The 13,754-nt window shown below is 72.3% G+C and carries 12 protein-coding genes; 7 read left to right on the forward strand and 5 right to left on the reverse strand.

Annotation, left to right across the window (positions count from 1 at the left end; all coding sequences use genetic code 11):
• Positions 1-67: 67 nt before the first annotated feature.
• Positions 68-277: a hypothetical protein gene (locus CNQ36_RS02320; RefSeq protein ID WP_004935836.1), complete on the reverse strand. Its 210-nt coding sequence runs from the start codon at positions 275-277 to the stop codon at positions 68-70.
• A 139-nt stretch (positions 278-416) separates the two neighbouring features.
• Here CNQ36_RS02320 and CNQ36_RS02325 point away from each other — a divergent pair, with 139 nt between their 5' ends.
• Positions 417-599 (forward strand): hypothetical protein, encoded by a 183-nt coding sequence (locus tag CNQ36_RS02325; RefSeq protein ID WP_228312901.1) that lies wholly within the window; start codon positions 417-419, stop codon positions 597-599.
• Positions 600-620: 21 nt separating this feature from the next.
• Here CNQ36_RS02325 and CNQ36_RS02330 read toward each other — a convergent pair whose 3' ends face one another.
• Positions 621-2,306, reverse strand: coding sequence for a hypothetical protein (locus CNQ36_RS02330; RefSeq protein WP_121544725.1), 1,686 nt, complete (start codon positions 2,304-2,306; stop codon positions 621-623).
• Between the two features lie 318 nt (positions 2,307-2,624).
• On the opposite strand from CNQ36_RS02330, the gene CNQ36_RS02335 reads away from it, so the two are divergent.
• Complete coding sequence (locus CNQ36_RS02335) at positions 2,625-3,446, forward strand: SAM-dependent methyltransferase (RefSeq protein ID WP_121544726.1); 822 nt, start codon at positions 2,625-2,627, stop codon at positions 3,444-3,446.
• Between the two features lie 84 nt (positions 3,447-3,530).
• Here the strand turns inward: CNQ36_RS02335 and CNQ36_RS02340 are convergent, their stop codons facing one another.
• Both CNQ36_RS02340 and CNQ36_RS02345 read right to left on the reverse strand, forming a co-directional pair.
• Positions 3,531-4,451 carry a helix-turn-helix domain-containing protein gene (locus tag CNQ36_RS02340; RefSeq protein WP_004935822.1) on the reverse strand — a complete coding sequence of 307 codons (921 nt, stop codon included), beginning with the start codon at positions 4,449-4,451 and terminating at the stop codon, positions 3,531-3,533.
• A gap of 163 nt (positions 4,452-4,614) precedes the next feature.
• Positions 4,615-4,845 carry a DUF397 domain-containing protein gene (locus tag CNQ36_RS02345; RefSeq protein ID WP_004935818.1) on the reverse strand — a complete coding sequence of 77 codons (231 nt, stop codon included), beginning with the start codon at positions 4,843-4,845 and terminating at the stop codon, positions 4,615-4,617.
• A gap of 178 nt (positions 4,846-5,023) precedes the next feature.
• Here CNQ36_RS02345 and CNQ36_RS02350 point away from each other — a divergent pair, with 178 nt between their 5' ends.
• From CNQ36_RS02350 to CNQ36_RS02370, 5 genes are all read left to right on the forward strand, one after another.
• A complete protein-coding gene (locus tag CNQ36_RS02350) occupies positions 5,024-5,509 on the forward strand; it encodes an ATP-binding protein (protein WP_390327055.1) in 486 nt (161 codons plus the stop codon).
• Positions 5,510-5,538: 29 nt separating this feature from the next.
• A complete protein-coding gene (locus CNQ36_RS02355) occupies positions 5,539-6,084 on the forward strand; it encodes a hypothetical protein (RefSeq protein ID WP_004935813.1) in 546 nt (181 codons plus the stop codon).
• Positions 6,085-6,270: 186 nt separating this feature from the next.
• Positions 6,271-9,015, forward strand: coding sequence for a SpoIIE family protein phosphatase (locus CNQ36_RS02360; RefSeq protein ID WP_206278408.1), 2,745 nt, complete (start codon positions 6,271-6,273; stop codon positions 9,013-9,015).
• Positions 9,016-9,142: 127 nt separating this feature from the next.
• Positions 9,143-10,507 (forward strand): FAD-dependent oxidoreductase, encoded by a 1,365-nt coding sequence (locus CNQ36_RS02365; protein WP_121544729.1) that lies wholly within the window; start codon positions 9,143-9,145, stop codon positions 10,505-10,507.
• Between the two features lie 197 nt (positions 10,508-10,704).
• Complete coding sequence (locus CNQ36_RS02370; protein ID WP_121544730.1) at positions 10,705-11,202, forward strand: lamin tail domain-containing protein; 498 nt, start codon at positions 10,705-10,707, stop codon at positions 11,200-11,202.
• Positions 11,203-11,215: 13 nt separating this feature from the next.
• Here the strand turns inward: CNQ36_RS02370 and CNQ36_RS02375 are convergent, their stop codons facing one another.
• Entirely contained in the window at positions 11,216-13,585 is a 2,370-nt protein-coding gene (locus CNQ36_RS02375; RefSeq protein ID WP_121548334.1) for a glycoside hydrolase family 65 protein, read from the reverse strand.
• Positions 13,586-13,754: the final 169 nt, after the last annotated feature.

Genomic DNA, 13,754 nt, shown 5'->3' on the forward strand with positions numbered 1-13,754 from the left:
GGTCACCGTCGGAGTCGGCCGGGAGGTGACCGCGCTGAGCGGGGGCGGGCCCCGGGCCCGGCCGGCGCTAGGCCGCGTCGTAGACGTGGGCCCTGCCGCCGACCCACTTCACCCAGGCGGGATCGTCGAGCAGCTGCTCGCTCTCCGGCAGTCCCGCGCGTCGCAGGAACTCCACGACGTCCCGGTCGGAGTTGGCGAGGCCGACGATCTCGCCGCGCACCGTCACCCGCCGTCCGCCCGATCCGAGCGGCGGGTGGACCACGATCGGCGCCTTCATCCTTCCAGGATCCCGCCGGCGCGTCCGCTATGCATGTCGGACCCGCACATCACCCGACTGGCGGGCCCGGACGAGCCGTCCGGGCCCGCACCGTGCTCGTATGGAAGCGGCCCCCATACCTACCAGGAGGGAGCTGGCAATGCACGAGATGTGGTGCGGTGCGGACATGTCGGGGGAACCGGTGTGGCATGTCCTCACGCCCGACAAGACGTCCACGCTCTGCGGAGTGGAGAAACAGGAGGAGGCGGCCCGGCGGCACACGACGGACCGGCACTGCTTCTCCTGCATGAAGTCGTTCCAGCTGGTGGTCGAGTCCCATTGAGCCGTCCGGCGGGACACGGCCTCAGTGGCAGGGGCGGCCGTCGTCCGATTCCATCGGGCGGCGGGGCTCCAGCCGGCAGAAGCACGAAGCCTCGACCGGGACGTCCGCCAACGCGGCCGCCTGCTTGAGCTGTTGAGCGATGATCGCGGCCTCACCCAGCTTGCCGGTCCGCGTCAGACACTCGTGGAAACCGTGCAACGCCCAGACGTTTCCCGGGTGTTGCAGGGGACGGGGCAGGGTGCCGTCGAGGCCGAGGTCCGCGCGGTACACCGCCTCGGCCTCCGCGACGCGGCCCTGCTCCAGCAGCAGCGCCCCGTAGGCGTGCCGGGTGGGCTGCATCCAGCCCCAGGGCTCGTCGTAGGGCAGGTTGTCGTCGAGTGCGACGGATCGCTCCAGCGCGGCGAACGCGATGGCGTACTCGCCCTTGCGGTAGGCGAGTTCACCGTCCAGCATCGCGGACGCGACGGCGAGGATGTCGTGGCAGGTGTTGTTGAACAGCATCCGGGTGCCGGGTACCCGGTCCACGGCCGCGCGGAAGCTGTCCCGTTCCGCCTCGGCCCCGTCGAGGGCGCCGGTCGCGGAGAGGGCGACGCCACGGGCGTAGTGGAGCATCGCGGTGGTCACGCAGTGCAGTTCCGGGTCGGCGGGGAACGGCAGCGCGAGGATGTCGTCCCAGCGGCCGAAACGGATCAGGACGTGGACGCGCATCGCCAGGAAACCCTCGAGCCAGTCGGCCATGGGCGGACTCTGCACCCGGAGCAGCTTCTCGGGGATGGCGGCCTCGAGCCGCGCGGCGGCGTCCAGGGCGATCCGCGACTGGCCGGCGAACATGGCGCCGTAGATCCTGAAGTGGTGGTTGTGGGCGCGGTAGAGCGTGTAGAAGTTCATGGCGCCGGCCCGCTCCAGGTACTTCTCGTCGGCGGCGATGGCGGCGGTGTTGTCCGACACGACCCGGCGGTAGTCGCCGCACAGCACCTCCAGGTGCGAGGGCATGTGGCGCAGGTGCCCGGCGTCGGGCACGGCGCCGCGCAGCCGGTCGGCGACGGTGAGGGCCGCTTCCGGGGTGGGGGACATCTCCATCAGGTGGACGTACAGGTGGAGGACTCCGGGGTGGCGGGCGCCGGCGTCGGTGGCGAGCGCGCCGTCGAGCACCGCCCTGGCCTCCACGGTGCGGGCGCCGTCGGCGGGCAGACCGGTCCGCAGGTCCCACAGCCGCCAGGGGGTGAGGTTCATCAGGGCGTCGGCGCAGAGGGTGGCCACGTCCAGGTCGCCGGGGTGGCTCTCGTACACGGCGAGCATCGCGTCGGCGTACGGCTCGTTCCACACCGAGCAGTCCTCGGCGGCGCGGGCCCGCGGGTAGCGGGCGCGCAGGGCCTCCACGAGGGCCCGCTCGACGGGGGCGGCGTGCGCGGCCTTCCCCTGCGCCTGTTCCACCGCGCGGTGGGCGCGTTCGACGGTGCGGACGAGTTCGTCACCGTCGAAGGCGTCCCAGGGCTTGTTGTAGTTGGGGCCGAGGGCGTAGGCGATGCCCCAGTGGGCCATCGCGCAGTCCGGGTCGGCCTCGGCCGCCCTCTCGAAGCAGGCGACCGCCTCCTCATGGTTGAACGCGTACGTCCACATCAGCCCTCGGTCGAACCAGAGTTGGGCGTCGGCGGAGGACGTGCTCACGGGCCTGCGGTAGGGACCGAGGTCGTAGTAGTCGTCCATGAGTGCCTGCCTCCCGGGGAAGCGGATGGGCCGGCCACTGCTCCGCCGGCGACGGACGTCCCGTGGGGACGAAACCGACGATAGCGGGGCACGAGCGCTCGCGCAGGCATCGACGGGGACGACCCGCGAGCGCCTCCGCAAGGGAGGCGCGAGCATTCACCGTGAGCACTCAGCCGGACACCGGGAGCGAGAGCGGGCGGTCGGCGCGTCGTTCGTTCCGGGGGACGTTCGCCGACGGGCTGGCCGGGGCCGTGCCGCGCTCCCTAGGATGTACTTCCTGTCCAGCCAGTCCAGTTGGTGCGGCCCGCAGGGGGAACGATGCACACCGGTAAGCAACTGTCCACCGAGATCGACGCGACCGTGCCGACGGCGGCGCGGATGTACGACTTCTACCTGGGCGGCAAGGACAACTACGCTGCGGACCGGGCGGCGACCGAGGAACTCGACAAGGTGGTGCCCAGCACCCGCCGCCTGGCGCTGAACAACCGGCGCTTCCTGCAGCGGGTGGTCCGCACCCTCACCCAGGAGTACGGGATACGGCAGTACCTCGACCACGGCTCCGGCCTGCCCACCCAGGACAACGTCCACCAGGTCGCGCAGCGCATCGACCCGACCACCCACGTGGTCTACGCCGACAACGACCCGATGGTGCTGGTCCACGGCCGCGCCCTGCTGGAGCAGGACAGGCGCACCGTGGTCATCCAGGCCGACATGCGGGACACCGACGGGATATTCGGCCACCCGGAGACCCAGCGTCTGATCGACTTCTCGGAGCCGGTCTGCGTCCTGTTCAACTCGGTCTTCCACTGCATCCCGGACAGCGACACCGACGGGCCGCTCGCCCTGGCCCGCCGGGTGCGTGAACGGCTCGCGCCGGGCAGCTTCATGGTGATGTGCCAGCTGGTGAGCGAGGACGCCGAGGTCCGCAAGTTCGTCACGGACTTCATGGACCAGGCGACCCAGGGGCACTGGGGCCGCGTGCGGCAGCAGGCGGACGTCCACGCGTACTTCGAGGGTCTCGAGGTCCTGGAGCCGGGCCTGGTGGAGGTGTCCACCTGGCGACCGGACACCGAGGTGGCGCCCCGTCAGCTCACCCAGGAATGGATCGAGTTCGGCGGGGTCGGCCGGATCCCGCAGTGACCTCCTGACGCCTCGGCAGCCACAGCGACGCCCCCTGCCGGACCCGAGCGGTCCGGCAGGGGGCGTCGGCGTGTCCGCCCGCGGTCACTCCGCGGCGTACCGCCTCTCGATCGTCGTGCGCAGCAGCTCCACCGAGTCACGGGGTTTGAGCGCCTCGTCGGCGAGACGGTCCAGCGCGATCCGGTACTCCTCCGTCTCGTCGCGGTCCTCGAGGAAGTTGGCGCTCCTGATGTGCTCCAGGTAGACGACGTCGGGCAGGTCCAGCCCGCCGAAGCGCAGATAGGTCACGGGGATGGCGGGAGCCGACGCGTTGGTGACGTCCAGCGGGACGATCTGCACCGTCACATTGGGCCGCCCGGCCATCGTGATCAGGTGCTCGAGCTGCTCGCGCATCACCGCGGGACTGCCCAGGACGCGCAGCAGGACCGACTCGTCGACGACGGCCCAGATCTGCGGCGCGGACTCCCGCATCAGCAGTTCGGCGCGGCGCATGCGCAGCTCGACGCGGCGCTCCACCTCGCTCGCCGGGGCGTTCGGCAGCCCTCGCTCGACCACCGCGCGGGTGTAGGCGGCGGTCTGCAGCAGCCCGGGCACGTACTGGATCTCGAAGGTGCGGATGGTGGCGGCGGCCTCCTGGAGCCCGACCAGACGGTCGAACCACTCCGGCATCAGCCGCTTGTCGTACCGCTGCCACCAGCCCGGCTCGCCGGCCCGCCGCAGCAGCTTGAGCAGCACCGAGGCCTCGTAGTCGTCGGTACCGTAGAGCTCCAGCAGGGCGCGGACATCGGCGTCGGTCGGCGGGCGGCGGCCCTTGCCGGACTCGATGCGGGACAGCTTCGCGGCACTGAAGCCCGCGGAGCGCGCCGCCTGGTCCTGGGACAGTCCGGCATCGTCCCTGAAGCCCGCCAGCTGCACGCCGACGAGCATCTTCAGCAGGGTCGGGGCGGGTTCGGGCCTGTCCAGATAGGGTTCCAGACGGGAGATTCGACGCGACGCGGCGGACATCCTGACTCCCAGCAGACCGGCACAAGGGCGATTTACACTATCGCACCCGACTCTGCCTCACCGCATCCGCGTGCGAAACCCCTGAAGAAGTGGGGAGTTGGGCTCCGTTTCACCCGCACGGCCGACGGTGCCGGCCGGGCGGCGCCGGCCCGTCGCAGGTGTGTCAGACGAGGTGGTCGAACTCGCCGTCCTTCGCGCCGGCCAGGAACGCGGCCAGCTCCGCGGCCGTGTAGACGAGGGCGGGGCCGTCGGGGTCACGGGAGTTGCGCATCGCGATGTCCCCGCCGTTCAGCGGGGCGACCTCGACGCAGTTGCCCTCGGCGTTGCTGTGCCGGCTCTTGATCCAGCGGGCGTCCAGCTGGCTGGCCCGCACTCCGTTCCGCACTCCTGGCACCGCTGTCTCCTTGCTGTTGCCGTCTCCCCGGGAACGCCGCGCGGATGCCCCGCCACGCCCGGAAAAATCTCGCGCAATTTCTCGTGCAATTGCACGCGAGCGCCCTCAGCGTGGATAATAGCTGCGGCGTCAACCCCTGTGCTGACGCCCCGTCCTGACGTCGCATCGGGGAGATGCCGTGCCCTCACCTGCGCATCCGCTGCTCCGGTCGTCGGCCGCGGCCGTGATACGGACGGGTGGCCCGGGCGGCGCCGCGTCCCCTTCGGCCGCGCTGCACATCGCGTGCGGCCCGGAGGGTCTCGCGTGTGCGCGGTCCTTCACCCGGGACACCCTGCGCGGGTGGTCACTCGGCCACCGCTGCGACGACGCCACCCTGGTGATCACCGAGCTCGCCACCAACGCCGTGACGCACGCGGCACCGCGGTGCGCGGGTGCGCAGGAGGTCCGGCTCGGGTTCCGGCTGGAGCCCGCGCACCTGCTGCTCACGGTCTCCGATCCCGACGACCGCCCGCCCGTCCGCACACCCGGCACGGGTGCCGCCCTCGAGGAGCACGGCCGGGGTCTGCACATCGTCGACGCCCTGTCCGAGGCGTGGGGCTGGACCCCCGCTCCTCCCGCGGGCAAGACGGTGTGGGCCAGGTTGTCGACCCACCCCCCCATCTGACACGACTGCCGCGGAAAGGCACCCACGCCATGCGCAGCGCTTCTACGGAACAGCCGAGCAGCGAGCGCCCTGTGCGCCACACGTCCCCCACCGGAGTGGCACGGACCACGCCTCTCACGGCACTGTCTCGCGTGCCATGGGCCGACATGCAGGACTCCACCGGATCGGCCGCGGCCATCCCCCTCCTGCTGAACGGCATCGCCTGGGGCGACGCCGACACGGCCCGCGCCGCCCTCGACGATCTGCGGAAACGGATCTGCCAGTACGGCTTCGTCACGGAACAGGCGACCGCCGCCACGGTCCCCTTCCTCTGGGAGCTGGCCCAGCTGCCGCACGTGACCTGCCGGGTCCGCATCATCCAGCTGCTCAAGGCCATCGCCGACGCCCGGCAGTGGGAGAGCACCGCCACCGCGTATCCCAAGCTGCTCAACCGCCGTGAGAACCCGGTGGTGTGGGAGCGCGCCGCCCGGCAGGCGGTGCGCGCCCGGAGGGGCGATCTGAAGCGGCTGCTGGCTGAGCCGGACACCGAGATCGCCCACGCCACCACGGAGCTGGCCCGCGCACTGGCCGACTGAGCCTGCCGGGACCGGGGCCCGGCCGTCCGGCCGGGGAACGCGCGCGACCTTCGGGGGACGAGTCGCGCGCCGGGGGGAGGGTCGCGCGCGGCCACCGGGGGGACCGGCCGCGCGCGACCCGCGAAGCCGTGACGGAGGTGGGCGCCGCCCCTCGCCTCGCGTCGTCCGGCGGTGTAGACATGGCACATGGTCCGACTCTTGGGTCGATCCCGGACCCGGTCGCCCCAGCGGCCCCGCGCCGCGATGTCCGCACGGCACCGGCAGGGCGGAGACGGCCGCTCCCGGTGGAATCCGGGTGCGGCGGCGCGGTCGGTACTGGGCGGGGGCAGCGTCGCCGGACAGGTGTTCGTACTGCAGTTGGTGATCGTGCTGCTGCTGGTGATCGCCGCCGTGGTGGCACTGGTGCTCCAGGCGCGCCAGGACAGCACCCAGGAGGCCCGCCGTCGCTCGCTGGCCGTCGCGGAGTCCTTCGCGAACTCGCCGGGCATCGTCGAGGCGCTGAACTCCCCCGACCCCACCGCCGTGCTCCAGCCGCGCGCCGAGGCGGTGCGCAAGCAGGCGCACGTCGACTTCGTCGTGGTCCTGAACACCGACGGCATCCGCTACACCCACCCCAAGCCGGACCGGATCGGCAAGAAGTTCGTCGGCACCATCGGGCCCGCGCTGGCCGGCAAGCCCGTGGTGGAGGAGATCAAGGGCACCATCGGGCAGCTGGTGCAGGCCGTGGTGCCGGTGAAGGATCCCGGCGGCAGGGTCGTGGGTCTGGTGTCGGCCGGCATCACCACCCAGCACGTCGGCGTGGCCGCGGAGGACGAGCTGCCGCTGGTGCTGAGCGCGGCGCTCGCCGCGCTCGCCCTGGCCACCGGTGGCGCGGCCCTGGTCAGCAGACGGCTGCTGCGCCAGACCCACGGCCTGGGCCCGCACGAGATGACCCGGATGTACGAACACCACGACGCGGTGCTGCACGCCGTGCGCGAAGGGGTGATCATCGTCGGCGAGGACGGGACACTGCTGCTCGCCAACGACGAGGCGCACCGTCTGCTCGGGCTGCCCGGGGACGCCGAGGGCCGGCACGTACTGCACATCGGCCTGGATCCCGGCACCGCCGAGCTGCTGGCCTCGGGCCGGGTCGCCACGGACGAGGTGCACCGGGTCGGCGACCGGCTGCTGGCGGTCAACCAGCGGCCCACCGACCGGGCGGGCGGACCGCCCGGCAGCGTGGCCACGGTCCGCGACTCCACCGAGCTGCGGGCCCTCTCCGGCCGGGCCGAGGAGTCGCGCCGGCGGCTCAACATGCTGTACGACGCGGGCGTCGCCATCGGGACGAGCCTGGACGTCACCCGCACGGCCGAGGAGCTCACGGAGCTGGCCGTGCCCCGGTTCGCCGACTTCGTCACCGTCGACCTGTTCGAGCCGGTACTGGCCGGCGGCCACCCCGACCCGGCCGGCACGCTGCGGCGCGCGGCGTCGACGGGGATCCGGGAGGACGCTCCCCTCTACCCCAGGGGCCGGCAGATCCGGTTCGTCGCCTCGTCGCCGCAGGGCGTCAGCCTCGCCATCGGCCGGCCGGTCCTGGAGCCCCGGCTGAGGGACGCCCCGGGCTGGCACGCGCAGGACGCCGAGCGCTCCGGGCAGGTCATGGAGTACGGCATCCACTCACTGATCACCGTGCCCCTGCGGGCCGGCGCCCTGGTGCTGGGCGTGGTCAGCTTCTGGCGTTCGCGGAAGCCGGAGCCGTTCGACACGGACGAGCTGGCGCTGGCCGAGGAGCTGGTCGCCCGCGCCGCGGTCTCCATCGACAACGCCCGCCGGTACACGCGCGAGCACAGCATGGCGGTGACGCTCCAGCGCAGCCTGCTGCCGCGCAGCCTGCCCGACCAGAACGCCCTGGAGATCGCCTACCGCTACCTTCCCGCGCAGGCCGGGGTGGGCGGGGACTGGTTCGACGTGCTGCCGCTGTCCGGCGCCCGGGTCGCGCTGGTGGTCGGCGACGTCGTGGGCCACGGCCTGCACGCCGCGGCCACCATGGGGCGGCTGCGCACGGCGGTGCACAACTTCTCCGCGCTGGACCTCCCGCCCGAGGAGCTCCTCACCCTGCTCGACGAGCTGGTCGGCCGGATCGACCAGGACGAGGCCCAGGACGAGGACAGCGCGCCGGTGACCGGTGCGACCTGTCTGTACGCCGTCTACGACCCGGTCTCCCGGCGCTGCACCGCGGCCCGCGCGGGACATCCGCCGCCGGCCGTGGTCGGCCCGGACGGCGGCGTGGAGTTCTGGGACGTGCCCGTCGGCCCCCCGCTGGGGCTGGGCGGCATGCCGTTCGAGTCGGCCGAACGGGAGCTGCCGGAGGGCAGCCGGCTGGTCCTCTACACCGACGGGCTGGTCGAGGACCGGCGGCACGACATCGACGTCGGGCTGGAGCGGCTGCGCGAGGCGCTGTCCCGGGCCGGCGGCTCCCCCGAGGAGATGTGCGGGGCCGTCCTGGAGTCCGTCCGGCCGGCGCGGGCCGCCGACGACATCGCGCTGCTGGTGGCGCGGACGCGGGCGCTGCCCGCCGGCCGGATCGCCGAGTGGCCGGTGCCCGCGGACCCGGCGGCCGTGGGCGAGGTGCGGGCCGCGGTGACCCGGAAGCTGGCCGAGTGGGGACTGGAGGAGCTGACGTTCGGCACCGAACTGATCCTGAGCGAGCTGGTCACCAACGCGATGCGGCACGGCGGCGCCCCCATCAAGGTGCGGATGCTCCACGAGCGCCACCTGGTCTGCGAGGTATACGACAGCAGCAGCACCTCCCCGCACCTGCGCTACGCGACCATGACGGACGAGGGCGGGCGGGGCCTGTTCCTGGTCGCCCAGCTCGCCGAGCGCTGGGGCACCCGCTATCTGCCCGCCGGAAAGGTCATCTGGGCGGAACAGCCGATTCCGCCGACATAAGCGCACCTGGGGAGAGGCCATAAGGGAGGCTTATGAGCCCATAGACCGGACCCGCGTACCAGGTAAGGCATGCCTCAGTTTAGGCTTCCCCTCGAGTCGTCTGTCACCGCTCGAAGGGAACCTGACCATGCCCCGCCCCCTGCGGGTAGCAATCGTCGGATCCGGCCCCGCCGGGATCTACGCCGCCGACGCCCTGCTCAAGTCCTCCGTGGCCGCCGACCCCGGTGTGTCCATCGACATCTTCGAGCGCATGCCGGCGCCGTTCGGACTGATCCGTTACGGCGTCGCCCCCGACCACCCGCGGATCAAGGGCATCATCACGGCCCTGCACCAGGTGCTGGACAAGCCGCAGATCCGGCTGTTCGGCAACGTGGACTACGGCACCGACATCCACCTGGACGATCTGCGCGCGTTCTACGACGGCGTGATCTTCGCCACCGGCGCCACGGCCGACCGCGCGCTGTCCGTCCCGGGCATCGAGCTCGACGGCTCCTACGGCGCCGCCGACTTCGTCTCCTGGTACGACGGCCACCCGGACGTGCCGCGCACCTGGCCCCTGGAGGCCGAGAAGGTCGCCGTGCTCGGCGTCGGCAACGTCGCCCTGGACGTGGCCCGCATCCTGGCCAAGACGGCCGACGAACTGCTGCCGACCGAGATACCGCCGAACGTCCACGAGGGCCTCAAGGCCAACAAGGCCGTGGAGATCCACGTCTTCGGCCGCCGCGGCCCGGCGCAGGCGAAGTTCAGCCCGATGGAGCTGCGGGAGCTCGACCACTCCCCCACCATCGAGGTCATCGTGGACCCCGAGGACATCGACTACGACGACGGCTCGATCGCCACCCGGCGCGGCAACAAGCAGGCCGACATGGTCGCCAAGACCCTCGAGAACTGGGCGATCCGCGATGCCGGCGACCGTCCGCACAAGCTGTTCCTGCACTTCTTCGAGTCCCCCGTGGAGATCCTCGGCGAGGACGGCCGGGTGGTGGGCCTGCGCACCGAGCGCACCGCGCTCGACGGCACCGGCAACGTGAAGGGGACCGGCGAGTTCAAGGACTGGGACGTCAGCGCGGTCTACCGGGCCGTGGGCTACCTCTCCGACAAGCTGCCCAAGCTCCCCTGGGACATCGGCTCGGGCACGGTCCCGGACCAGGGCGGCCGGGTCGTCCAGGAGACCGGCGAGCACCTGTCGTCGACGTACGTGACCGGCTGGATCCGGCGCGGTCCGGTGGGTCTGATCGGCCACACCAAGGGCGACGCCAACGAGACCGTGGCCAACCTGCTCGAGGACTACGCGGCCGGACGGCTCCAGACGCCCGGGGCGCCGGCTCCGGAGGCCGTGGACGCGTTCCTCGGCGAGCGCGGCATCCGTTTCACCACCTGGGACGGCTGGTACCGCCTGGACGCCGCGGAGAAGGCGCTGGGCGAGCCGCAGGGCCGTGAGCGCGTGAAGATCGTCGAGCGCGAGGACATGCTCCGCGAGAGCGGCGCCTGACCCTCCGCCCCCTCAGAAGCACCCCCGCCGAGCGCCCGTTCGGTCCGGTTCCCCGGACCGAACGGGCGCTCGGCGCGTCCACGGCATGCCCTGGCACTCACCCCGGTGGGTGAGATTCGCGGCGCCGTGTGTACGATCCGGCTTCACAGAAAAACCACATGGCCCTCACCGAAGGGCCATACAGGGGGGATGAGTTCATGCGCATACGCACCGCCGCCGTCGCCACCACCGCCGCCGCAGGCGCGCTGGCCGCGCTGACGGCCGTTCCGGCACAGGCCGCCGAGTACACCTCCGCGCTCAAGGTGAGCGGGATCCAGTACGACGCGCCCGGGACCGACTCCAACCGGTGTTCCGGGGGCAACACCCACCAGGAGTACCTGAAGATCAGGAACTACTCGTCGTCGAAGACGGTCAACCTCAGGGGGTACGTCGTCAAGGACGCCGCCGGCAACAGGTTCGTCTTCACCGCCAACCACTACCTCCAGCCCGGCGACCACGTGAAGCTGCGCGGCGGCAACGGCACCGACTCCGACGGGAACAACGTCGTGTACCGCGACAACTGCAACTTCATGTGGAACAACGACAAGGACACGGTCTACCTCTACAAGCCCACGGGCAGCCGGGCCGACGTGCACGCCTACACCAAGCGCGGCTCCGACCCGGACGGCAACGGGTACGTGACGTTCCACAAGTGATCAGGCCCGGCGGTCACTCCGGGAGGGCCGGACGGTCCGTCTCCCCCGGGTTCAGGCGCACGGTGCGGTCCGGGAGGTGCACCTCGATCGGGGCGCGGCCGGACGAGGGCACGGCGATCTCCAGCAGACCGTGCTCCAGCCGCAGCCGGACGCCCCAGTGGCCGCGGTAGCGCAGGGTGAAGCCGTACGAGCTGAGTTCCGGCAGGGGCACGGGGTCGAGCCACAGGGCTCCGCCCCGGGTCTCCAGCCCGGTCAGTCCGCGCTGCACGAGGTCAAGGGTGCCCGCCATGGCGCCCAGGTGGATGCCCTCGCCCGTGGTGCCGCCCTGGATGTCGGCGATGTCCGCCTGGAGAGCCTCCTGGCAGAACTTCCACGCGTCCGCACGCCGGGCCCGGGCCAGCACCCAGCCGTGGACCAGGCCGCTGAGGGTGGAGCCGTGGCTGGTGCGGTGCAGGTAGTGGTCGACGGTGCGCCGCCAGGTCCGTTCGTCCAGGCTCATCCCCAGCCGGCGGAAGAGCGCCTGGAGTTCGGCGGGCGAGAAGAGGTAGCCCAGCATCAGCACGTCCGCCTGCTTGGACGCCTGGTACCGGTTGACGGAGTCGCCCTCGGCCTCCAGCAGCCGGTCCAGGCGCCGGATGTCGCCGTACCGGTGCCGGTAGCCGCGCCAGTCGAGTTCGGCGAGTTCGCCGTAGCCCTCGAACTGGCTGATGACCCCGTGGTGGAAGGGCACGTGCAGGGTGCGGGAGATCTCCTCCCACTCCTCGAGCTCAGCCGCGTCCAGCCCGGTCCGCCGGTCGAGTTCACGGCGCCGCGGCTCGGGCAGGGAGCGCAGCACGTCGAGGGTGCGGGCGAGCACCCAGGCGGCCGTGACGTTGGTGTACGCGTTGTCGTCCAGGCCGGGTTCGGTGGCGTCCGGGTAGGCGTCGTGGTACTCGTCGGGGCCTACCACGCCCGTGATCCGGTACCGGCCCAGCCGGTCGTCGAAGGTGGCCGAGCCGGCCCAGAAGCGGGAGATCTGCAGCAGCATCTCGGCGCCCTTGGTGTGCAGGAACTCCTGGTCGCCGCTGGACTCGCAGTACTGCCAGACGTTGTACGCGATCGCGGATCCGACGTGGTGCTGGAGGTGCGAGTGGTCCGGCAGCCAGCGTCCGGAGCGGGGGTTGAGGTGCAGCTGCTGGGCCTCCTCACGGCCGTCGCTGCCGCTCTGCCACGGGTACATCGCGCCGCTGCGCCCGGCGTCCCCCGCGGCGGTGCGGGCGCGTTCCAGGCGCCGGTGGCGGTGGTGCAGCAGCGCGCGGGAGACCTCGGGGAAGTGCAGGTTGAGGTACGGCAGGACGAACAGCTCGTCCCAGAAGACGTGCCCCCGGTAGGCCTCGCCGTGCAGCCCGCGGGCCGGGACCCCGACGTCCAGGTCCGCGGTGTGCGGGGAGAGGGTCTGCAGCACGTGGAAGAGGTGCAGCCGCAGGATGCGGCCCGCCTCACCGGGCACGTCCAGTTCGGCCCGGCGCCACAGCTGGTCCCAGGCCGTCAGATGGGCCGGGAGCAGCTCGTCGAAGCCGCCCGCCCGGACCACCCGGTCCACGGCGGCGTGCAGCGGGTCGCTGATCGCGGGGTCGCGGGAGGTGTGCAGGGCGACGACCTTGTCGACGGTGACGGGTCGTCCGGCGGCCAGCTCCAGACGGGTGGTCTGCAGGGCGCGCGGGCGGTCGTGCCGGTTGGTGACGGGGGCGGGCGACGTCAGCCGGGCGGCGAGCGCGATCCGGATGTCCGAGGTGCGGGTGCGGCAGCGCAGCCACACCGTGTCCGCGGCGGTGGTGCCGGTGAGCACATGGGTCAGGTGGCGGCCGTCGAGGTCCCGGTAGCGCGGCACCCCGGAGTTGGTGACGTCGCCGTCGAGCGCCGCCTCCACCTCCAGGGTGCCGGAGAAGCCCTCGGCGGTGAACTCCGTCCGCAGGCCCGCCAGATGCGGGTCCGCCATGTGCACGAACCGCTCCTGGCGCACCAGCAGCGCCCGCTGCGCGCCGAGTCCGTACCGCGTCCTGCGCTCCAGCAGCCCGGAGGACAGGTGCAGGGTCTCGCCGTGGTCGAGCACGGTCGCGGCGTCGGGACCGAGCCAGGTGCCGCCGGGCAGCCGGAAGCGCAGCGGCAGCCAGTTCGGCAGGTTGACCATGTCCTCGTTCTCGACGTGCCGCCCGGCGACCTCGGAGGTGAGCCGGTCGTAGATGCCTGCCGCGTACGTGCCCGGGTAGTGCACCTCGTCCGCGGAGCACTCCGGCAGCGCGCCCCGGGTGGCGAAGTATCCGTTGCCCAGGGTGCACAGCGACTCCCTCAGGGGCGCGTCGGCGGGGTCGTACCCCTCGTGCTCCCAGGTCCAGCCCGTCACTGCGAGCTCCTCCCGCAGGTGGGTGCCGCGCGGCGCCGTGCCCCCGCGGCGGTCCGTCCCGAGGTCGTCACCGACGGTGAGACCCGCGCCGGCCGGGGGCCGGAGGGCCGGCACGGCCGGCGGTCGACCACCGGAGTACCCCCGGGGGCCCGGCACACACGCCGGAGCC

The sequence above is a fragment of the Streptomyces fungicidicus genome, from assembly GCF_003665435.1.
Classification (GTDB): domain Bacteria; phylum Actinomycetota; class Actinomycetes; order Streptomycetales; family Streptomycetaceae; genus Streptomyces; species Streptomyces fungicidicus.

What these genes read in the sequence shown, in the direction of transcription:
- CNQ36_RS02335 (WP_121544726.1), top strand. Translation starts at nt 2,625, where the DNA reads ATGCACACCGGTAAGCAACTGTCCACCGAGATCGACGCGACCGTGCCG.
- CNQ36_RS02325 (WP_228312901.1), top strand. Translation starts at nt 417, where the DNA reads ATGCACGAGATGTGGTGCGGTGCGGACATGTCGGGGGAACCGGTGTGG.
- CNQ36_RS02320 (WP_004935836.1), bottom strand. Translation starts at nt 277, where the DNA reads ATGAAGGCGCCGATCGTGGTCCACCCGCCGCTCGGATCGGGCGGACGG.
- CNQ36_RS02330 (WP_121544725.1), bottom strand. Translation starts at nt 2,306, where the DNA reads ATGGACGACTACTACGACCTCGGTCCCTACCGCAGGCCCGTGAGCACG.
- CNQ36_RS02370 (WP_121544730.1), top strand. Translation starts at nt 10,705, where the DNA reads ATGCGCATACGCACCGCCGCCGTCGCCACCACCGCCGCCGCAGGCGCG.
- CNQ36_RS02365 (WP_121544729.1), top strand. Translation starts at nt 9,143, where the DNA reads ATGCCCCGCCCCCTGCGGGTAGCAATCGTCGGATCCGGCCCCGCCGGG.
- CNQ36_RS02355 (WP_004935813.1), top strand. Translation starts at nt 5,539, where the DNA reads ATGCGCAGCGCTTCTACGGAACAGCCGAGCAGCGAGCGCCCTGTGCGC.
- CNQ36_RS02340 (WP_004935822.1), bottom strand. Translation starts at nt 4,451, where the DNA reads ATGTCCGCCGCGTCGCGTCGAATCTCCCGTCTGGAACCCTATCTGGAC.
- CNQ36_RS02360 (WP_206278408.1), top strand. Translation starts at nt 6,271, where the DNA reads ATGGTCCGACTCTTGGGTCGATCCCGGACCCGGTCGCCCCAGCGGCCC.